Origin of the sequence: Bradyrhizobium sp. USDA 223 (assembly GCF_044909005.1) — a bacterium.
Lineage (GTDB): Bacteria > Pseudomonadota > Alphaproteobacteria > Rhizobiales > Xanthobacteraceae > Bradyrhizobium > Bradyrhizobium yuanmingense.
Map to the genome: position 1 here is coordinate 1467625 of NZ_JBIYDR010000001.1, position 19571 is coordinate 1487195.

Consider the following 19571-nt stretch of genomic DNA (forward strand, 5'->3'; position numbering starts at 1 on the left):
GGAATCCATCGGGCAGCGGCGACGGTGGATGAATGGATTCCGGGCTCGCGCCAAGTGGCGCGCCCCGGAATGACGAGGGGATGGATACGAGACCAATGGCCATCAACCACCTTGCCCCCGAAAAGACCGAGCAATTTGCCGACAACATCGTCGGCTTCGCCCGCGCGCTGCGTGCGGCCGGCCTGCCGGTCGGGCCGGGCGCGGTCATCGATGCCATGAGCGCGCTGCAGGTGATCGAGATCGGCAGCCGCGCCGACGTCTTCACCACGCTCGAGGCGATCTTCGTCAAGCGCCATGAGCATGCGTTGATCTTCAGCCAAGCCTTCAACCTGTTCTTCCGCGCTTCGGAAGAATGGAAGCACATGCTGGATTCGGTGCCGCTGCCGGACGAGGCCAAGAAGAAGCCGAAAGCCGGCGCCCGCCGCGTCCAGGAGGCGATGGCGCAGCCGCGCATGACCGAGACGCCGCAGCACCAGGAGCAGGATTTGCGCCTGTCGGTCTCCGACAAGGAGATCCTGCAGAAGAAGGATTTTGCGCAGATGAGCGCGGCGGAGATCGCCGAGGCGCTCCGTGCCATCGAGCGCATGCACCTGCCGCAGGCCGAGCTGCTGACGCGCCGGCAACGGCCCGATGCTCGCGGTCTGCGCCTCGACCTCCGCCGCACGCTTCGCGCATCGCTCCGCACCGGCGGCGACATCATCGACATCCATCGCCTCGGACGGATCGAGAAGCCGGCGCCGATCGTGGCGCTGCTCGACATCTCGGGCTCGATGAGCGAGTACACCCGCCTGTTCCTGCATTTCTTGCATGCCATCACGGATGCGCGCAAGCGCGTCTCGGTATTCCTGTTCGGCACACGCCTCACCAATGTGAGCCGCGCGCTGCGCCAGCGCGACCCGGACGAGGCGCTGGCGAGCTGCTCGGCCTCGGTCGAGGACTGGGCCGGCGGCACCCGCATCTCGGCCTCGTTGCACAACTTCAACAAATTGTGGGCACGGCGGGTGCTGAGCCAGGGCGCCATCGTGCTCCTGATCTCCGACGGGCTGGAACGGGAGGCCGATTCCAAGCTCGCCTTCGAGATGGACCGGCTGCACCGGTCCTGCCGGCGGCTGATCTGGCTGAACCCGCTGCTGCGGTTTGGCGGCTTCGAGGCCAAGGCGCAGGGCATCAAAATGATGCTCCCCCACGTTGACGAATTCCGCCCGGTACATAATTTGAGTTCGATCCAGGAGCTGATCACGACGCTCTCCCAGCCGCTGCCGCCGCATCACCGCAGCCTGATCCGCTCCGCAGCTTGAGAGGCCAGCCATGCTTGATCGCGACGAGGACATCCTGAAGGCGGCGGAGGACTGGCAGAAGGCCGGCCGTGGCGTCGCGCTGGCGACGGTGGTCGAAACCTGGGGCTCGGCGCCGCGCCCCGCGGGCTCCAGCCTCGTCATCAACGACGAAGGCACATTTCTTGGGTCCGTCTCGGGCGGCTGCGTCGAGGGCGCCGTGGTCACGGAGGCCATGGACGTGATCGAGAGCGGCAAGCCAAAGATGCTGGAGTTCGGCGTCGCCGACGAGACCGCCTGGAACGTTGGGCTGTCCTGCGGCGGCACCATCCGCGTCTTCGTCGAGAAGGTCGGCTAGCCGTGAAGCTCCAGATCCTGCACGAACTCAATGCCGAGCGCGCCGCGCGCCGGCCGGTCATTCTGGTGACCGACACCGAGAGCGGCGAGCAGCGGCTGGTGAAGGCGAAGGATTTCGCCGGGGATCCGCTGCGCTCCGAGCTGGAGAAGCAGCTTCGCATGGGCAAGAGCGCCAGCGTCGAGGCAGGCGGCAAGAAGCTGTTCCTCAACGTCTACGCGCCGACGGCAAAGCTCGTCATCATCGGCGCGGTCCATATCAGCCAGGCCCTGGCGCCGCTGGCGCGCTCGCTCGGCTACGACGTGACCGTGGTCGATCCGCGCACGGCCTTTGCGAGCCCCGAGCGCTTTCCCGACATTCCGCTGATCGCCGAATGGCCCGACACGGCGCTGCCGCCGCTCAATGTCGATGCCTATACCGCGTTCGTTGCGGTGACTCACGATCCCAAGATCGACGATCCCGCGCTGCTGCACGCCTTCGAGCGCAATTGCTTCTACATCGGCGCGCTCGGCTCGCGGAAGACGCATGCCAAGCGTGGCGACCGGTTGCGGGCGCAGGGCGCCAGGGAAAGCGACATCGCGCGCATCCACGCGCCCATTGGGCTAGCGATCGGCGCGGTCTCGCCGTCCGAGATCGCGGTGGCGATCATGGCCGAGATCACGGCCGTGCTTCGGCTGCCTCCCAAGGAAAAAGAAGAAGCGGCATGAAGTTTGGCCCGGCGAGCCCGAGGGACGCGATTGGCGGGGTGACCGTCCACACCCTGCGCCAGAGATCGCTGGTGCTGAAGAAGGGCACGACGATCGGACCTGCCGAGGTCGAGTCGCTGGAGCGCGCCGGCATCAAGGACATCGTCGTGGTGCGCATGGAGGAGGGCGACGTCTCCGAGGACGTTGCGGCCGCCAGCATCGCGCTCGCCATCGGCGGCGAGGGCATCCATGTCGAGCGCGCGTTCACCGGGCGTGCCAATCTGTTCGCCGCGCGAGGGGGCGTGCTGGTGATCGACCGCGCCGCGGTCGACCGCATCAACAACATCGACGAAGCCATCACCTTTGCCACGCTCGCCGCCTACAAGCCGGTGGTCGAGGGCGAGATGGTCGGCACCGTCAAGATCATCCCGTTCGGCGTCGAGGCGCGTTTGCGCGATGCCGCGGTGAGGGCCGCGGGCAAGGACGTATTGAAGATCGCGCCTTACGTGATCAAGCGCGTCGGCGTGGTCTCGACGCTGCTGCCGGGCCTGTCCACCAAGGTGATCGACAAGACCCTGCGCGTTACCGCCGAACGGCTGGCGCCGGCCGGCGCCAGCATCATTGCCGAGCGCCGGGTCCCACATGAAGAGCAGGCGCTGTCGGCCGCGATCAAGGAATTGCTCGGCCTCGGCGCCGAGCTCGTGATCGTGTTCGGCGCATCCGCGATTGCCGACCGCCGCGACGTGATTCCGGCGGCTGTCACCGGCATCGGCGGCGAGATCGAGCATTTCGGCATGCCGGTCGACCCCGGCAATCTCCTGCTAATCGCCCGCGCCGGCGAGGTGCCGGTGCTGGGCGCGCCGGGCTGCGCGCGCTCGCCGGTCGAGAACGGTTTTGACTGGGTCTTGATGCGGCTTCTCGCCGGCATCAAGGTGACGCGGTCCGAGCTGATGGGCATGGGCGTCGGCGGCCTCTTGATGGAGATCGTGACGCGGCCGCAGCCGCGCGCCAAGCCGGAGACCGAGGGCAACAGCCAGGTCGCGGCCATCGTGCTCGCGGCGGGACGCTCGACCCGGATGGGCGGGCCGAACAAGCTGCTCGCCGAGCTCGACGGCAAGAAGCTGGTGCGCCTCGCGACCGAGCAGGCGCTGGCCTCCAGGGCATCCGAGGTGATCGTCGTCACCGGTCACCAGGCCGAGCTCGTCGAGCAGGCGCTGCAAGGCCTGAAGGTGACATTCGTCCGCAATCCGGAGTTCGCCGGCGGCATCGCCAGCTCGGTGAAGGCCGGGATCGCGGCCGTGCCCGAGAGCTGCGACGGCGCGGTTGTGTGTCTCGGCGACATGCCGCTGATCGATTCCGGCCTGATCGACAGGCTCATCGACAGTTTCGCGCCCGACCGCGGCAATCTGATCGTCGTGCCCGTCAGCGAGGGCCGCCGCGGCAACCCCGTGCTGTGGTCGCGCCGCTTCTTCAGGGAGCTGATGACGCTCGACGGCGACATCGGCGCGCGGCATCTGATCGCCAAGCACACCGAAGCGGTCGCCGAAGTGCCCGTCGACGGCGAGAGCGCCTTCCTGGACATCGACACGCCGCAGGCGCTGGAGGCGGCACGGCGGGGCTGATTCCCACCCTGCAAGGTTGCTAAAGGCCGCCCACCGTCTTGAGGACCAGCTTTGGAGCTGATCCCGAAAGGTCGTGCACCAGCGTTGCCGACATGGCATCGCTTTCGCAGATGAAAGCGTTGCTGAGCGCATAGGTTCGGCCGGATAGCGTCAAGGCCAGCTTGATGCTGCCGCAAATGCGGTCTGTGTCGTTTTGCTGCGAGGGGCGGACTTCCCTGAAGAGGTCGTAGAGGTTTGTTCCGACCACCAGCGGTACTTTCTGGCAGACCTCGCAACCGCTTGGAAGTTGCTTGGTCAGTTCGGCCACCTCGTTGGGGGCGCTGAGAAACGTCTCTGAGAGCAGGATCGTCGGTGAAAGTCTGAGCAGGCGTGTCTGCAGCAGGCGGATGTCCGGTGCGAGCTTGAGCTCCTTGGTTCTCTTGATGTGCTCGCCAATTCGTTGGACCAGAGCCCGGTCCTGAATTTCCTCGAGCCTAATTTCGTTGACGGCGTCCGCCGGAGCCAGGACGGCGATCATCGACGCGCCCTTCGGCGGCTGGGTCGCGACCTGCAGCCGTGTACTCGTCGCTATGCCGTTCTGGAATTCCTCGTTCTTGTTCGAGAACCTTTCCTTCGGCTGGGCCGTGCTCTTCCAGCCCTTGGCGATCACCGTGACCTGCGCGTCCTTCGGGATCGTCCCGTAGACGCAGACGGAAGAACGTCCCCGACTCGGACAGGCGTAGGCGTCGCGAAACAGGCTGCTTTGTTGGTCGGCGAAACAGGTATCTGCCGCCGACAGGATGGCGAGTATGACAAGTGACAAGAACCTCATGCGATCAGGCTTCTCCCGGGCCACGGCGGTGAGCCTATCTGGGCGGCCGCAATGATGCCAGAGGGGCGGGCATGCGATGTCTTCGACAGGTCGCATCCCGTAATCGAGAGCATCGCCGCAGCGGGATAGGCCGGCCGGCCATCGTCCACCGCAGCTCTACGACGTCGGCGGACAAGTCGCCACCCTCCCGAAGCGACGGCTTGTTCGATCACGCGGCTTTTCAAGTACCCGTTCACCATCTGGAAACGACCCCCGCTTAGAGTTGCCGCCACCTGCCTTGGGGGTGAGGGGTTTTTCCATGGCTTCGAACGTCGTCGCGCGCCGTTGCGCGATGTTTTTCTTTGCGCTGTCCGTCTGTGTTTCCGGCGCCCGCTATATGACAGAAGCCCAGGCCGCCGGCGCCTTTGCGGTCGGCAAGTGCGGCGCTTATGGCCAGGCCTATGATTATGGCCACGAGCACGAGGCCCGCGCCGCCGCGCAGAAACAGTGCAAAGGCGATTGCACCACCGTGACGATGAAGCGCGCCTGTGCCGCGATGTCGGTCGATATGACCAATCCCTGCGGCGCCTATGGCTACGCCGTCAAGCCGAAGATCTCGGCCTCGCTCAACGCCGCCACGCGCGAATGCTACAAATACGGCGGCAAGGAATGCGTGATCCGCGCCTGGGCCTGCGATGCCAAGGGGTGATTTTCTCTTGCTGTCGTGATGGGGCGTTGCGTAGCATCGTCCCGGGAAGACAGTCGAGGGAATACATGCAGTTCGACACCAAGATCGCGGTCGTGATCCGTACCGATCTTCAGGCCTGGCAGAAGCTGAACGTAGCCTCCTTCCTCACCAGCGGCATCGCCGCGGCCTTTCCGGAATGCATCGGCGATCCTTATGAGGACGCCTCAGGCACAAAATATCATGCGATGATCGGCCAACCGATCCTGATCTACGGGGCCGATGGTCCTGCATTGTCGCGCGCGCTGGACCGCGCGCTCACCCGCAACGTCAAGGCGGCGGTCTACACCGAGGACATGTTCAAGACGACGCATGATGCCGCCAACCGCGAGGTGGTGAGGGCGGTTGCGCGCAGCGACCTCAATCTCGTCGGCATTGCGATGCGCGCCGAGCGGAAGGTGATCGACAAGATCGTCGACGGTCTCAAGTTCCATAGCTGAGCGAGTCGGCAACTGCCTTACGCCGTCATCGTGATGTCACGCTTGCGCAAACTTTGTGCTGTTTGACTCCCGTCAAAGGTGCGCCGGGCGGCGGCGCTATTCTGCTTCGCAACGCACAGAGGAGCAGACCGATGCCGACCATGAAAGCTGCAATCGTCAAGCAGTTCGGCAAGCCGCTGGTGATCGAGGACGTGCCGGTGCCGCAGCCCGGTCCGGGCGAGGTTCTGGTCAAGGTCAAGGCCTGCGGCGTCTGTCACACCGATCTGCATGCCGCCTCCGGTGACTGGCCGGTGAAGCCGGTGCCGCTTTTCATCCCCGGCCACGAAGCCGCCGGCATCGTCGCCGCACTCGGGCCCGGCGTGAAGAATCTGAAAGTCGGCGATGCCGTCGGGGTCCCCTGGCTGCACGACGCCTGCATGTCGTGCGAATATTGCGAGACCGGCTGGGAGACGTTGTGCGAGCACCAGCACAACACCGGCTACAGCGTCAACGGCGGCTTTGCCGAATATGTGATCGCCTCGGCCGCCTTCGCCGCCAAGCTGCCGGCGACGATCGATTTCGCGGCCATCGCGCCGATCCTCTGCGCCGGGGTCACCACCTACAAGGGATTGAAGGAAACCGAGGCCAAGCCCGGCGAGTGGGTCGTGATTTCCGGCATCGGCGGGCTCGGCCATGTCGCGATCCAATACGCCAAGGCGATGGGGCTGAAGGTTGTCGGCATCGACATCGCCGAGGACAAGCTCGAGCTCGCTCGAGAGACCGGCGCCGATCTCGCCGTGAACGCGCTTGCGGCCGGCGTGGTGGACAAGGTGCTGGCGGCGACGGGAGGCGGCGCCCACGGCGTGCTGGTGACCGCGGTCTCGACGCCGGCCTTTGCGCAGGCGCTCAAGATGGTGCGCCGCAAGGGCACCGTCAGCCTGGTCGGCTTGCCGCCGGGCGAATTCCCGACGCCGATCTTCGACGTCGTGCTCAAGCGCATCACCGTGCGCGGCTCCATCGTCGGCACGAGGCGTGACCTCGACGAAGCCATCGCATTCGCTGCAGACGGCAAGGTCAAGGCCGAGGTGACCAAGGTGCCGCTCGCGCAAATCAACGACGTCTTCGACCGTATGAAGGCCGGCAAGATCGACGGCCGCATGGTGCTGGATTTTGGTTAGTGTCGCGAGCGAAGGTCACGCACTGCTCACCCCGGCGGCATGCCGTTGAATTTCACCAGGCCAGGGTCGATAGGGTCCCACTCATGGCCGCGCGCGGCGAAAGTCACCGCTTGCGGCCTGAAGCGGGCGGGCTCGTCGAGGCTCGCCGCGCGGATCGTGAACACGTCAGGCTGCGCCGCGAAGGTCATGTAGACGGCTACGCCGCACTGCGGACAGAAGCCGCGCGTCTTCACCTTGCCGCTGTTGGCAACCATGTCCCAGTGCCTGGCATCGCCCGTCAGCGTGACACCGGCGCGCGCGAAGGTCGCGTACGAGCCATGGCCGCTGCCGCTTTCCCGCTGGCAGTCCCGGCACTGGCAGTGATTGCTGAAGAGGGGTTCCCCTTCGATCGAATAGCGGATCGCGCCACAGGCGCAGCCGCCGGTATAGGGTTTCTCCACCGCGATATCTCCCGCTCAATCTTCGCCGCTGATCTCATCGAGCTTGCGAACCACTTGCTTCCAGCCGCCGCTCATCACCGTGTAGGCCGACTCGTTCCTGGGCAGGACGAAGCCCGCATGGACGAGGCGGATCCGCGTGCCGGCTTCGACCGGGGTGAGGGACCAGGTCACGACGGTGTCGAGCGGCGCGCCATAGCCGGTGTTGCGCTCGTCGCCGCCCTTCCAGGCGTAGACGAGGCGGCTGAAAGCCACGACCTCCAGAACCCGGCAATGGATCACGCCGTCCCAGTTGCCCCCCGGTTTGGTCTGGAAGGTGAATTCCTTGCCTTCGACGGCTTCAAAGCCGGTCGGCTGCATCAGCCAGCGCCCGATCAGCTGTGCGCTGGTCAACGCCTTCCAGATCGTCTGGGCTGGGTGGGGGAAGACCTCGTCGATGACGATGTCTCTGGTGTCGGCTTTCAAGGCGGCAGCACTCACGGGTCGATCTCCTTCAAAAGGTCACGCAGGTTCTGGAAACGCTCGCGCCAGAAGACGCCGTAATGGTCCATCCAGGTGACCAGCGGCTCCAGTCCTTGCGGCGCGGCGCGGTAATAGACGTTGCGGCCCTCGGCGCGCTCGGCGACCAGGCCCGCCTGTTTCAACGATTTCAGGTGCTGCGAGACGGCGCCTTGGGTGACGCCGCTGCCGCGCGTCAGCTCGGCGACGCTGATCTCTTTGCTCTCGAACACACGCTCGAACACGGCGCGGCGGGTCGGATCGGCAAGGGCGCGCATCACGGTGGTGACGGGGTTTGGAGCGACTTCAATCATGAATTCAAATTAGCGGGCGCTAATGCATTAGTCAATACTAATTCATCTGACGATAGTGTCACGGCTCTTGACTATGACTGACTAGTCAGTCATATATATCGAATGACGAAGAAGCCGACCAAAGCCGCCTCGCCCTCTGCGCCTCCCACCCGCGCGAACGACCCTGTGACTGCGGGGTCCGATGCAGCGCCTGCCTCGAACCGCGCCACGCGCGCGGCGGAGCGGCGTGCGGCGATCGTGGAGGCGGCGATGGAGGAGTTCATCGCGCGCGGCTTTGCCGCCACCAGGCTCGACGATATCGCCAAGCGCGCCGGCGTCGCCAAGGGCACGATCTACCTGCACTTCAAGGACAAGGAATCGATGTTCGAGGAGCTGGTGCGCATCGTCATCGTTCCCGTGGTCGCGCGGCTGACCACGCTGCCCCCTCCCGCGGGCTCGGTGCGCGACCTCATCGAGACGTTCGCCGGCAACTTCCTGAAGGAGGTGATCGGCACGCGGCGCGGCGATCTGGTGCGTCTGATCGTGGCGGAGGGGCCGCGCTTTCCGTCCGTCGCCGACTTCTACTACCGCGAGGTGGTCTCGCGCGGGATCACTGCCATGCGCGCGCTGATCGAGCTCGGCATCGCCCGCGGCGAGATCCGGCAGAAGGACCTCGCGCGCTATCCGCAGATCCTGGTCGCGCCCGCGATGATCGCCGTGATCTGGCAGAGCCTGTTTGCGCGGCATGCGCCGCTCGACGCGCAGGAGATGCTGCGCGTTCATCTCGATTTGATTTTTGGCGAACGGAGGACGACATGAGGTCGTCGCAGGCAATTTGTGTCGTGGCATTGCTCGCGGTGCTCGCAACCGGGCTTGCCGGCTGCAAGGAGAAGCGCGATCCCGGCTTCCAGGGCTGGGTCGAGGCCGACATGATCTTCGTTAGTCCGGACGAAGCCGGGCGCGTCACCAAGCTCAATGTCCGCGAAGGCGACGAGGTCAAGGTCGGCGATCACCTCTATTCCGTCGATGACGATCTCCAGCTTGCCGACCTCAACCAGCAGAAGGCGACGCTTGCGAATGCGCAGCAGACCTATGACCGTGCGGCCTCGCTGAACAAGACCGGTTCGGGCACGCAGGCCAATCTCGATTCCGCCGTGTCCGCCTTGCGCGTCGCGGAGGCGCGGGTGGCGACCTCGGAGACGCGGATGGCGCGGCGCAAGGGCTTTGCTCCGGTCGCCGGCACCATCCAGCAGATCTATTTCCGCGAAGGCGAGATGGTGGCGGCGCAGCGGCCGGTGCTCTCGATCATGCCGCCCGGCAACATGAAGCTGCGCTTCTTCGTGCCGGAGACCGAGTTGCCGAAGCTCGCGATCGGCGACACGGTGCGGGTCTCCTGTGACAATTGCGCGGCCGACCTCACCGCGAAGATCTATTTCATCGCGACCTCCGCCGAATACACGCCGCCCGTCATCTACAGCCTCGAAGAGCGCAACAAGCTGGTCTATCTGATCCAGGCGCGCCCCTCGCGGCCCGATGCCTTGCGGGTCGGACAGCCGATCGACATCCACCTCAATCCGAAAATCTCTGAGACCAAGACACCGGTGGCGGACAAGCGATGAGCAACGGCAACGGCATCGCAATCGACGTCAAGGGCCTGACCAAGTCATTCGGCGGCCGCGAGGTCGTGCACGATCTGTCGATGCAGGTGAAGCGCGGCTCGATCTACGGCTTTCTCGGCCCCAACGGCTCGGGCAAGACCACCACCATCCGTATCCTCTGCGGCCTGCTCACGCCAGATAGCGGCGAGGGCACCTGCCTCGGCTACGACATCCGCCGCGATGCCGAGAAGATCAAGCGCCAGGTCGGCTACATGACCCAGCGCTTCAGTCTGTATCAGGATCTCTCCGTGCGCGAGAATCTCGAATTCGTGGCGCGGCTCTATGGCCTCACGGATGCGCGCGGCGCCGCGCGCGACATGATCAAGCGGCTCGGGCTCTCGGGGCGCGAGGAGCAGCTCGCCGGCGAGCTCTCGGGCGGTTGGAAGCAGCGGCTGGCGCTCGGGGCCTGCACGTTGCCCAATCCACAATTGTTGCTGCTGGACGAGCCGACCGCCGGCGTCGATCCCAAGGCGCGGCGCGATTTCTGGAACGAGATCCATGCGCTGGCGGCCGAGGGCCTCACGGTGCTGGTCTCGACCCATTACATGGACGAGGCCGAGCGCTGCCACGAGATCGCCTACATCGCCTACGGCTATCTGCTGGCGCACGGCACGGTGGAGGAGGTGATCGCGAAATCCGCGCTCACGACCTATACCGTCACGGGCGACGCCCTGAACGAGCTTGGCGCCGCGCTTACGGGCAAGCCCGGCATCGACATGGTGGCGCCGTTCGGCACCTCGCTGCATGTTTCCGGCCGCGACGTCCCGGCGCTCGAAGCCAGCATCGCGCCCTGGCGCGAGAAAGGCGGCCTGCACTGGCAGAAGTCCAAGCCCTCGCTCGAAGACGTGTTCATCGAGCTGATGGGACGCTCCAAGGACAATTTCCAATGAGCGCGGTAGAACATCCCGAACCACGGCGCGAAATCCGCGAGCGTTTCGGCTTCCTGCGGCGTTCCTACGCGATGCTGGTCAAGGAGTTCATCCAGCTGAGGCGCGACCGCGTCTCGTTCGCGATGATCGTGATGCTGCCGGTGATGCAGCTGATGCTGTTCGGCTATGCCATCAACACCACGCCGCGCCATCTGCCGAGCGCGGTGCTGCTCCAGGAGGATTCCGATCTCGCCCGCTCGGTGCTGAAGGCGCTGGAGAACACCAAATATTTCCGCTTCCTCTACGAGGTTCACGACGTCGACGATTTCGACAACCTCCTGAAGTCCGGCAAGGTGCTGTTCGGGGTCGAGATCCCGCGCGGCTTCGAGCGGGCGGTGCGGCGCGGCGACAGGCCGGCGCTGCTGGTCGCGGCCGACGCCGCCGATCCAGTCGCCGCAAGCGCTGCGCTCGGCTCGCTCGGCATGATCGTGCAGACCGCGCTTGCGCACGATCTCTATATCGGCGAGCCCCCGGAGATGCCGTTCGAGATCCGCGCCCACGCCCGCTACAATCCGGCCGCGAATTCCAGCCTCAATATCGTGCCAGGCCTCGTCGGCACCATCCTCACCATGACCATGCTGATCTTCACCGCGCTCTCGGTCACGCGCGAGGTCGAACGCGGCACCATGGAGAGCCTGTTGTCGATGCCGATCAAGCCGGTCGAGGTGATGTTCGGCAAGATCGTGCCCTACGTGCTGGTCGGCTTCGTCCAGGCCTTCCTGATCATCAGCATCGGTGTCGGCCTGTTCGGCGTGCCCGTGCTCGGCAATCTCGTCCTGCTGGCGTTGCTGTCGACGCTGTTCATCACCACCAATCTGGCGGTCGGCTACACCATCTCGACGCTGGTTCAGAACCAGCTCCAGGCCATGCAGATGTCGATGATGTTCTTCCTGCCGAGCATTCTGCTCTCCGGCTTCATGTTCCCGTTCGCAGGCATGCCGGCCTGGGCGCAATATCTCGGCGAATGCCTGCCGCTGACCCATTATTTGCGGATCGTCCGCGCCATCATGCTAAAGGGCGCGACCATGGAGAATTTGCGCTTCGATACGCTGGCGCTGGCGGCCCTGATGCTGCTCGCCATGACCGTCGCGGTGACGCGCTTCCGCCGCACGCTGGATTGAGGCACAATACCCCGGAATCCCGGAATCGAGGGGTGGAATGGCCAAGTTTGCGAGCAGGAAAGCGCGGCAGCATGCCGTCTTGTCGGAGGACTTCGAGCGCGAGCTGACGCGGGAGGTGCTGCGCACCGAGCTGCTGCGGGTGCGAGCGCTGATCGCGACCGGCTGCTGCATGATGTTTTTACTGACGGCCATTTACCTGATCGATCCCGCAGTGGTGAACCGGGTCTGGCGCGGAACGGAGGGGATCATGGAGGTCTACGGCCTTCTGGCCGGCTTCATCCTGTTCGAGGCCTGGGTCCACACCCAGATCAGGAAGAACCTCCGCCTCGATCGCGACCTGCCGGTGATCAGGCGCTATATCGGCACGCTGATCGAGACGTCGCTGCCGACGCTGATTCTCATTCTGCAAATCCGGACCATGGGCGCGCCCCAGGCCCTCGGCTTCGCCGTGCCGCTGATGTATTTCATCTTCGTGATCCTCTCGACGCTGCGGCTCGACTTCTGGCTCTCTGCATTCACTGGTTTCGTCGCCGCGGCCGGGCTCCTGGCAGTCGCACTATATTACAACTCGACCGGCGAGACGGATGAGCCCTTGGTCTATCTCCACGCCGTGCGCAGCATCGTCATCCTGATCTGCGGCGTACTCGCTGGCGCCGTCGGCGCTCAGCTCCGCCGCCAGTTCGCCGCGAGCATCGCGGCCGCGACCGCACGCGACCGGGTCACCAATCTGTTCGGCCAGCACGTCTCGCCGCAGGTGGTGGAGCGGCTGATGACGGCGGGAACGGGCGCTAGCGGCGACGTCCGCCGCGTTGCGGTGATGTTCGTCGATTTCCGCGGCTTCACGGCCGGCGCGCAGTCGCGCAGTCCGCAGGAGGTGGTCGACCGGCTCGACGGCGCCTTTGCCGTGCTGGTGGATATCCTCGACCGACATGGCGGCATCGTCAACAAGTTCCTGGGCGATGGGTTTCTCGCCCTGTTCGGCGCACCGCTGGAGGCCTCCGACGCAGCGCACCGTGCGGTTGCCGCAGGGCGTGAGATGCTGACCGCAATGGACCGCATCAACGCGCAGACGAGCTGGCCGCTGCGGATCGGCATCGGCATCCATTTCGGCGAGGTCGTCGCCGGCAATATCGGCTCGCCCCGGCGCAAGGAATACACGGTCATCGGCGATACCGTGAACTTCGCCTCGCGACTCGAGGCGCTGAACAAGGATTTCGGCTCGCAGCTCCTGATCTCCGCATCCGTGCGCGAGGCGCTGGGCGATGACGGGAGCGATGCCGTCGCGCTCGGCGAGGTCGAGGTGCGCGGCTACGAGCGGAAAGTACCGGTGTTTCAGCTGGGGTAACTGCATCACACATCGGCGCGCGCAGTTCACTTTCATGCAAGCGATTGCTCCGATTGCACTCAATTTTGGGGCATGACGGGCGATGTTTTCGGCTTGTAGAGTGCTGCGCGATGCGGCCGGTCGCGGCCGCGACTTGCATGAGGAAGTGACGATGCAGCGCCGCTACATCACCGTCGACGTGTTCACCGACCGCGCCTTCGGCGGCAACCAGCTCGCCGTGGTGCTCGATGCCGGCGGGCTGACGACGCAGCAGATGCAAGCGATCGCGACCGAGTTCAATTATTCCGAGACCACTTTCGTGCTGCCGCCGCGCGACAGGGCCAACGACGCCGAGGTGCGCATCTTCACGCCGGTGCAGGAGATCGCCTTTGCAGGCCATCCCAATGTCGGCACCGCCTTCGTGCTGGCCTCGATGGCGAAGGAGCCGAAGCCACGCCTGCTGTTCGAGGAAAAGGCCGGGTTGGTCCCGGTCGAGATCGTGCGAGAGCAGGGCAGGGTGATCAGAACCGAGCTCACCGCGCCGCAGCCGCTGCAGCGGCTCTCAACGCTGTCAACAGCGGAAGCCGCGAGCTGCATCTCGCTCGTTGCCGACGACATCAGGGCCGACAATCACGAGCCGCAGATTGTCACCGTCGGAAACGCGTTTCTGGTGATGGAGCTGCATTCGCGTGAGGCGCTGAAGCGGGCCCGGCCCGATGCTGCGGCCTTTGGCAAGGTCTTGCCGCGCGATGGTGCCCGCGCGGTGTGGTTCTATACGCGCGATGTGCCGGCGGCGGAGGCGCCTTGCGAGCGACAGGCGCGCATGTTCATGCGCGGTGCCAGCGGCCTCGTCGAGGATCCCGCCACCGGCAGCGCCACGGTTGCCGCCGCCGCGCTGTTCGCCGATCTCGATCCCACGCGCGACGGCGAGCTGAAGCTGACCGTCGGCCAGGGTTTTGACATGGGTCGTCCAAGCATCCTCTCGACCCGCGTGCGCAAGCAGGACGGCAAGATCGTCTCCGCCCACGTCGGCGGCGCTTGCGTGCAGATGATGGAGGGGACGTTCCGGCTGGCGGGGGAGGGGTAGGTCAATCTATCCGTCATTCCAGGGCGCGACGAAGTCGCGAACCGGAATGACGGCGACAACTACACCTGCCGCCCCGCCAAATTCTTCACCGCAACCCCATCGCGCTCCTCGATGATCTCCGCGATCATCTGGCGGTGGCAGTGGGTGTGGTCGCGCTCGTAGCACAGCAGGCACACCGGGCCGGCCTTTTTCACCAGCGCAGAAAGCTCGTCCATCTCTTCTTTCGCCTGCGGCGTCTTCAGGTGCTTGGAGAATATCTTCTCCAGCACGTCGTATTGACCGCTGCGGGCGGCGAGGCGGCCTTCCTTCGGCGTGCCGAGCGCGGCGAGATGGACATAGCCGATGCCGCGCTCGTCGAGGCCCGCCGAAAGCTGCTTCTTGGAAAAGCCTGGCCGGCGCGACGAGGTCACCGCGCGCACGTCGACCACGAGCTTGACGCCGGCCTGTTCCAGCTCGTCCAGCACGGCCTTCGGCGGTGTCTGCTCGTAGCCGATGGTGAAGAGCTTCTTCGCCTTTGCCATGGGGCCTCAACTCACCCGTGCGATCAGTTCCATGGCGCCGTGCGGTGCGCGCACCTTGCCCTCGTGGATGACGTAAGCGAACACGTCGCGCGGCTCCTTCTTCGGCTTGGCCTTGTCAACCTTCGGGAGATCGTCGGGTTCACCGCCCGAAGCCCAGTCCTGGAAGCGCTCGGCCCAGGCGTCGAGCTGCTTCGGCGGATAGCAGGTCTTGATCTCGTCATTGCCCTTCTGCAGCCGTGCATAGACGAAATCGCCGGCGACATCTGCGATGGCGGGATATTTGCCGTGCTCGGCGAAAACCACGGGCGTCTCGAACTCGCGGATCAGCGCCACGAAGTCCGGCGTGCAGAAGCTGTCATGGCGCACTTCCACGACATGGCGCAGCGCGCGCCCCTCAAGCTTGCGCGGCAACAGCTCCAGGAACTTGCCGAAATCGGCACCATCGAACTTCTTCGTCGGCGCAAACTGCCACAGCACCGGCCCGAGATGATCGCCGAGTTCCAGCACGCCGGAATCGTAGAACCGCTTGATGGAATCGCCGGCCTCCGCGAGCACGCGGCGGTTGGTCGCAAAGCGCGGTCCTTTCACCGAGAATACGAAACCGTCAGGCACCTCGCTCGCCCATTTGCGAAAGCTCTCCGGCTTCTGCGAGCCGTAATAGGTACCGTTGATTTCGATCGAGGTCAGCTTCGAGGCGGCATAGGACAGCTCCTTCGCCTGCGCGAGCTTCTCCGGATAGAACACGCCGCGCCAGGGCTCGAAGGTCCAGCCGCCGATTCCGATGAAGATGTTGCCGGATTTTTTGGACGCAGTTTTTGCTTTGGCCACGGGAGTATCTCGCATCGACGGGGAGGGATCTCATCCTAATCAAACCAGATGTGATTGGCCAGTTGGCCGGTCCGGTCTAAGCTCGCGACGGACCCGCGAAGAAGGAGAACAAGATGCGGATGCTGCCGGTGGGGGTCGCGCTCGTCATGATGACATCTGCTGCCATGACAAGTTCTGCCGTGACAAGTTCTGCCGTGGCGGATGACGACGACACGAAGGGCGCGCAAAAGCTCGCTCAGCAGGGCCGCGACGGCTACTGGCATTGCCTCGCGCGGGAATATTCGCGCGAGTCCAATCAGGGCCTGTCGGAGCAGGATTTCGGCCGCTCGGTTGCGGGCGCCTGTCCGTCGGAGCGGCAATATTACCGGGTCACGCTGCTCGATTATCTCACCACGCAATATCCTGATATCGATGCCGGCGCCCATCTCGCCACCGCGAATAGAGCGGTGGAGGCGGCGCAGAAGGACATCGTGATGGCCTTCGTCAAGCACCGGCCGCCCCAGAAGTAGGGGAGTGGCGAATGGCGAATAGCGAATAGGGCGACAAGGCAGGCCATGCTCATTCGCCACTCGCCATTCGCTATTCGCCCTGGGCCTTCCAGTCGCGCGCTCATCCATGGTATCAGTGAGCCCGTCTGGAGCAGGAACTTGCATGTCGTCTGAGTCGGTGGGTGGCATTCTGGGGGCGATCGTCGCGGCGGTCGTCCTTGCGGTTGCCGTCGTGTTCGGGCCGATCGGCCAGTACGGCAAGCCGCCCAAGCCGGCGAAGGCCGAGCCGGCTCCTGCGGCGGCGCCCGCAGCCCCGGTCGCGCCCGCGCCGCGCGGGCCGGTCATCCGGGAAGTGCCCAACCAATAGGACATGAGAATCGGGCTTCCAACCCCCTTGCGGAACGCCTTTGCCATCCCCATCTAGCTTCTAACGGCGGCGTTGAGCGTAAAGACCTCCGTCGCTGGAACGACCTTGGAATAGCTTAAGGCTTGCGCCGGATGTACGCGCAGCCCGCCGTTCCGGGGTCGTTGGCATTTTAGGCCTCTTTTCGGCCATTCCCCAGAACCTCGGCTTGGCAGCGCAGGATGCGGCGGATATACGCTGCCGTCATGAACGAAGCGATCAGACCGGGCATCGACAACTGGGCTCAAGAGGGGCCGGAACTGTCGGTCATCGTCCCGACCTTCAACGAGCGCGACAACGTCACCGTGCTGTACCGGCGCCTCGAGGCGACGTTCGCCAACGTCGCCTGGGAGGTCGTGTTCGTCGACGACAATTCGCCCGACGGCACCTGGGATGTCGTGCGCGAGCTGGCGCAGCGCGACAGCCGCGTGCGCTGCGTCCGCCGCATCGGCCGCCGCGGCCTGTCGGGCGCCTGCATCGAGGGCATCCTTGCCTCCAGCGCGCCCTATGTGGCCGTGATCGATGCCGACCTCCAGCACGACGAGACGCAGCTGCCCAAGATGCTGCTCTTGCTCGCGAGCGATCAGGCCGACCTCGTCGTCGGCAGCCGCTACATCGAGGGCTACAGGAGCGAAGGCTTCAACAGGCAGCGCGCCGGCGCCAGCGCGCTCGCGACCGAGGTCGCCAAGAAGATGCTGCGGGTCGAGATTGCCGACCCCATGAGCGGCTTCTTCATGATCCGCCGCGACCGCTTCGAGCAGCTCGCGCCAAAACTCTCCGTGCACGGCTTCAAGATCCTGCTCGACATCGTCGCGACCGCGCATGGCAGCTTGCGGGCGGTCGAGATTCCCTACACCTTCGGCGCCCGCCAGCACGGCGAGAGCAAGCTCGATTCCATGGTCGCGCTCGACTTCCTCGGTCTCGTCTTCGCCAAGCTGACCAACGACGTCGTCTCGCTGCGCTTCATCCTGTTTGCGATGGTCGGCGGCATCGGCCTCGTTGTGCACCTGACCACGCTGTTCATCGCGCTTCGCCTGTTCAACGCGCCGTTCCCGGAGGCGCAGGCCGCCGGCGCCATCGTCGCCATGACCAGCAATTTCATCCTCAACAATTTCCTCACCTATCGCGACCAGCGGCTGAAGGGCTTTGCGCTGCTGCGCGGCCTGATCGCCTTCTACATCGTGTGCAGCGTCGGCCTGCTCGCCAATGTCGGCGTCGCCTTCTCGGTCTACGACCAGGAGCCGATCTGGTGGCTGGCCGGCCTGGCCGGCGCGTTGATGGGCGTGGTGTGGAACTACGCGATGTCCGGACTGTTCGTCTGGCGCAAGAAATAGCGCGTGATGGGCGGGGCCGATGCGCGGATCGTCCGCAACACCGCGCTGCTGATTGTCGCGCTGGTGGGATTGCGGCTCGTCGCAGCCGCCTTCACGCCGATCACGTTCGACGAAGCCTATTACTGGATGTGGTCGAAGAGCCTCGCCGGGGGCTATTACGACCACCCGCCCATGGTCGCCTATGTGATCCGCGCCGGCACCATGATCGCGGGCGATACCGAGCTCGGCGTCCGCCTCGTCTCGGTCCTGTTGGCGCTGCCGATGAGCTATGCGGTCTATCGCTCGGCCGCGATCCTGTTCGGCGGCACACGCGTGGCCGCGACCAGCGCCATCCTCCTCAACGTGACACTGCTGGCCTCCGTCGGCACGCTGATCGTCACGCCCGATGCGCCGCTGCTGGTCGCCTCGAGCTTCGTGCTGTTCTTCCTCGCCAAGGTGCTGGAGACGGGACGGGGCGCCTGGTGGCTCGCGGTCGGCGCCGCAGTCGGCGCGGCGCTATTGTCGAAATACACCGCGATGTTCTTTGGCGCCGCGATCCTGATCTGGCTCGCTTGCGTGCCGAAGCTGCGGCGCTGGTTCCTCTCGCCCTGGCCCTATCTCGGCGGCCTCGTGGCGCTGGCACTGTTCTCGCCGGTGATCCTCTGGAATGCCGACCATCAATGGGTCTCGTTCGCAAAGCAGCTCGGGCGTGCCAAGATCGAGGACTTCCGCCCCGTCTTCATCGCCGAACTGATCCCGACCCAGATCGCGTTCGCAACGCCGCTGGTCTTCATCCTCGGTGCGATGGGCCTGCACGCGCTGACCTGGCAGCGCGCCGGCGCGCTCGCCTCGCGCGTGCTGATCGAGACGATGTTCTGGACCATCGTCGCCTATTTCGTCTGGCATTCGCTGCATGCCCGGGTCGAGGCCAACTGGTTCGCGCCGGTGTATCCGCCGTTCGTCATTGCCGCGGCCGCCGCTGCCAATCTTGCGCAATGGAAGCCGCGCCAACGGCGCCTCGTCGACTTCTGCTTGCGCTGGGCCGCGCCTGTGGGCATCGTGATGTTTGCAGCCTTGATCGTGCAGGCCAACACTGGCTGGCTTTCGGGCTACCGCCGTGACGCCACGGTCCGCAGCGTCGGTGTCGGCTGGCGCGAGCTCGCCTCGGAGATCGAAGCGGTGCGCGTGCGCGTGGGTGCGAGCTGCGTGCTTGCACAGGATTACGGCACCACGAGCTGGCTCGCCTTCTATCTGCCGCGCGGCACCTGCGTCGTGCAGCAAAGCCAGCGTATCCGCTGGGTCAACATGGCTGAGCCGGATCCCAAGCTGCTCGCGGGCAAGCTGCTCTATGTCGACGAGCTGCGCGCCGACGGTCATCCCGCCCTCAATGCTCTCTTTGCAAAGGTGACGCAGGTGGCGCAACTGCAGCGCAAGCGCGGGCCGCTCGTGGTCGAGACCTACGGCATCGACCTGCTGGAAGGCGCCAGAGGCGAAGTGCTGGACCGCTCGCCGCCACCGGAAGCGCGGTAGCGCCTTAGAGCGGAATGGCTTGAGGTCGAATCAATTGCCGCGCGCTCGGTGCAACCTCTCCCGCTTGCGGGA

General features: G+C 65.2%; 23 protein-coding genes. 17 read left to right on the plus strand and 6 right to left on the minus strand.

Going from position 1 to position 19571, the window contains the following annotated elements; translation table 11 throughout:
* The first annotated feature begins 95 nt into the window (after positions 1-95).
* The 4 genes from ABIA40_RS06470 to ABIA40_RS06485 are packed head-to-tail and all read left to right on the plus strand — an operon-like array spanning position 96 to position 3937.
* Positions 96-1298: a VWA domain-containing protein gene (locus tag ABIA40_RS06470; protein ID WP_404539978.1), complete on the plus strand. Its 1203-nt coding sequence runs from the start codon at positions 96-98 to the stop codon at positions 1296-1298.
* A 10-nt stretch (positions 1299-1308) separates the two neighbouring features.
* The gene (locus tag ABIA40_RS06475) at positions 1309-1632 is read left to right on the plus strand and encodes an XdhC family protein (RefSeq protein ID WP_008564652.1); all 324 of its coding nucleotides are present in this window, start codon (positions 1309-1311) and stop codon (positions 1630-1632) included.
* A gap of 2 nt (positions 1633-1634) precedes the next feature.
* A complete protein-coding gene (locus ABIA40_RS06480; RefSeq protein ID WP_404539981.1) occupies positions 1635-2336 on the plus strand; it encodes an XdhC family protein in 702 nt (233 codons plus the stop codon).
* The gene (locus ABIA40_RS06485; RefSeq protein ID WP_404539983.1) at positions 2333-3937 is read left to right on the plus strand and encodes an NTP transferase domain-containing protein; all 1605 of its coding nucleotides are present in this window, start codon (positions 2333-2335) and stop codon (positions 3935-3937) included. The genes ABIA40_RS06480 and ABIA40_RS06485 overlap by 4 nt, the downstream gene beginning before the upstream one ends.
* 19 nt (positions 3938-3956) lie before the next feature.
* Here ABIA40_RS06485 and ABIA40_RS06490 read toward each other — a convergent pair whose 3' ends face one another.
* On the minus strand, positions 3957-4748 hold the full coding sequence (locus tag ABIA40_RS06490) for a hypothetical protein (RefSeq protein WP_404539986.1): 792 nt from the start codon (positions 4746-4748) through the stop codon (positions 3957-3959).
* A 298-nt stretch (positions 4749-5046) separates the two neighbouring features.
* Here ABIA40_RS06490 and ABIA40_RS06495 point away from each other — a divergent pair, with 298 nt between their 5' ends.
* The 3 genes from ABIA40_RS06495 to adhP all read left to right on the plus strand — a co-directional run bounded on the left by ABIA40_RS06495 (position 5047) and on the right by adhP (position 7069).
* Positions 5047-5436, plus strand: a complete 390-nt coding sequence (locus tag ABIA40_RS06495; protein WP_404539989.1) for a DUF4189 domain-containing protein — start codon at positions 5047-5049, stop codon at positions 5434-5436.
* A gap of 65 nt (positions 5437-5501) precedes the next feature.
* On the plus strand, positions 5502-5912 hold the full coding sequence (locus tag ABIA40_RS06500) for a DUF2000 family protein (RefSeq protein ID WP_404539992.1): 411 nt from the start codon (positions 5502-5504) through the stop codon (positions 5910-5912).
* 131 nt (positions 5913-6043) lie between these two features.
* Positions 6044-7069 (plus strand): alcohol dehydrogenase AdhP, encoded by a 1026-nt coding sequence (adhP, locus tag ABIA40_RS06505; protein ID WP_404539995.1) that lies wholly within the window; start codon positions 6044-6046, stop codon positions 7067-7069.
* 26 nt (positions 7070-7095) lie between these two features.
* On the opposite strand, the gene ABIA40_RS06510 is transcribed toward adhP, so the two are convergent.
* The 3 genes from ABIA40_RS06510 to ABIA40_RS06520 are packed head-to-tail and all read right to left on the minus strand — an operon-like array spanning position 7096 to position 8318.
* Positions 7096-7509: a GFA family protein gene (locus ABIA40_RS06510; RefSeq protein WP_404539998.1), complete on the minus strand. Its 414-nt coding sequence runs from the start codon at positions 7507-7509 to the stop codon at positions 7096-7098.
* Positions 7510-7524: 15 nt separating this feature from the next.
* A complete protein-coding gene (locus ABIA40_RS06515; RefSeq protein ID WP_404540001.1) occupies positions 7525-7986 on the minus strand; it encodes an SRPBCC domain-containing protein in 462 nt (153 codons plus the stop codon).
* Positions 7983-8318: an ArsR/SmtB family transcription factor gene (locus ABIA40_RS06520; RefSeq protein ID WP_404540004.1), complete on the minus strand. Its 336-nt coding sequence runs from the start codon at positions 8316-8318 to the stop codon at positions 7983-7985. The genes ABIA40_RS06515 and ABIA40_RS06520 overlap by 4 nt, the downstream gene beginning before the upstream one ends.
* Positions 8319-8420: 102 nt before the next feature.
* Here ABIA40_RS06520 and ABIA40_RS06525 point away from each other — a divergent pair, with 102 nt between their 5' ends.
* The 6 genes from ABIA40_RS06525 to ABIA40_RS06550 all read left to right on the plus strand — a co-directional run bounded on the left by ABIA40_RS06525 (position 8421) and on the right by ABIA40_RS06550 (position 14416).
* Positions 8421-9116, plus strand: a complete 696-nt coding sequence (locus tag ABIA40_RS06525) for a TetR/AcrR family transcriptional regulator (protein ID WP_404540007.1) — start codon at positions 8421-8423, stop codon at positions 9114-9116.
* On the plus strand, positions 9113-9916 hold the full coding sequence (locus ABIA40_RS06530; RefSeq protein ID WP_404540010.1) for an HlyD family secretion protein: 804 nt from the start codon (positions 9113-9115) through the stop codon (positions 9914-9916). The genes ABIA40_RS06525 and ABIA40_RS06530 overlap by 4 nt, the downstream gene beginning before the upstream one ends.
* Positions 9913-10845 carry an ABC transporter ATP-binding protein gene (locus ABIA40_RS06535; RefSeq protein WP_404540013.1) on the plus strand — a complete coding sequence of 311 codons (933 nt, stop codon included), beginning with the start codon at positions 9913-9915 and terminating at the stop codon, positions 10843-10845. The genes ABIA40_RS06530 and ABIA40_RS06535 overlap by 4 nt, the downstream gene beginning before the upstream one ends.
* Positions 10842-12005, plus strand: a complete 1164-nt coding sequence (locus ABIA40_RS06540; RefSeq protein ID WP_404540016.1) for an ABC transporter permease — start codon at positions 10842-10844, stop codon at positions 12003-12005. The genes ABIA40_RS06535 and ABIA40_RS06540 overlap by 4 nt, the downstream gene beginning before the upstream one ends.
* 37 nt (positions 12006-12042) lie before the next feature.
* Positions 12043-13350, plus strand: coding sequence for an adenylate/guanylate cyclase domain-containing protein (locus tag ABIA40_RS06545; RefSeq protein ID WP_404540018.1), 1308 nt, complete (start codon positions 12043-12045; stop codon positions 13348-13350).
* Positions 13351-13501: 151 nt separating this feature from the next.
* Positions 13502-14416, plus strand: coding sequence for a PhzF family phenazine biosynthesis protein (locus ABIA40_RS06550; protein WP_404540021.1), 915 nt, complete (start codon positions 13502-13504; stop codon positions 14414-14416).
* Between the two features lie 59 nt (positions 14417-14475).
* On the opposite strand, the gene ABIA40_RS06555 is transcribed toward ABIA40_RS06550, so the two are convergent.
* Together ABIA40_RS06555 and ABIA40_RS06560 are read right to left on the minus strand one after the other, a co-directional pair.
* Complete coding sequence (locus ABIA40_RS06555) at positions 14476-14937, minus strand: DUF488 family protein (protein WP_404540024.1); 462 nt, start codon at positions 14935-14937, stop codon at positions 14476-14478.
* A 6-nt stretch (positions 14938-14943) separates the two neighbouring features.
* Positions 14944-15780 (minus strand): DUF72 domain-containing protein, encoded by an 837-nt coding sequence (locus tag ABIA40_RS06560; RefSeq protein ID WP_404540027.1) that lies wholly within the window; start codon positions 15778-15780, stop codon positions 14944-14946.
* A gap of 98 nt (positions 15781-15878) precedes the next feature.
* Between ABIA40_RS06560 and ABIA40_RS06565 the strand changes: the two genes are divergently transcribed.
* The 4 genes from ABIA40_RS06565 to ABIA40_RS06580 all read left to right on the plus strand — a co-directional run bounded on the left by ABIA40_RS06565 (position 15879) and on the right by ABIA40_RS06580 (position 19499).
* A complete protein-coding gene (locus ABIA40_RS06565) occupies positions 15879-16274 on the plus strand; it encodes a hypothetical protein (protein WP_404540030.1) in 396 nt (131 codons plus the stop codon).
* Between the two features lie 142 nt (positions 16275-16416).
* Positions 16417-16620 carry a hypothetical protein gene (locus ABIA40_RS06570; RefSeq protein WP_036043631.1) on the plus strand — a complete coding sequence of 68 codons (204 nt, stop codon included), beginning with the start codon at positions 16417-16419 and terminating at the stop codon, positions 16618-16620.
* A 242-nt stretch (positions 16621-16862) separates the two neighbouring features.
* Positions 16863-17990: a glycosyltransferase family 2 protein gene (locus tag ABIA40_RS06575; RefSeq protein ID WP_404540033.1), complete on the plus strand. Its 1128-nt coding sequence runs from the start codon at positions 16863-16865 to the stop codon at positions 17988-17990.
* Positions 17991-17996: 6 nt separating this feature from the next.
* Positions 17997-19499 (plus strand): glycosyltransferase family 39 protein, encoded by a 1503-nt coding sequence (locus tag ABIA40_RS06580; protein ID WP_404540036.1) that lies wholly within the window; start codon positions 17997-17999, stop codon positions 19497-19499.
* Positions 19500-19571: the final 72 nt, after the last annotated feature.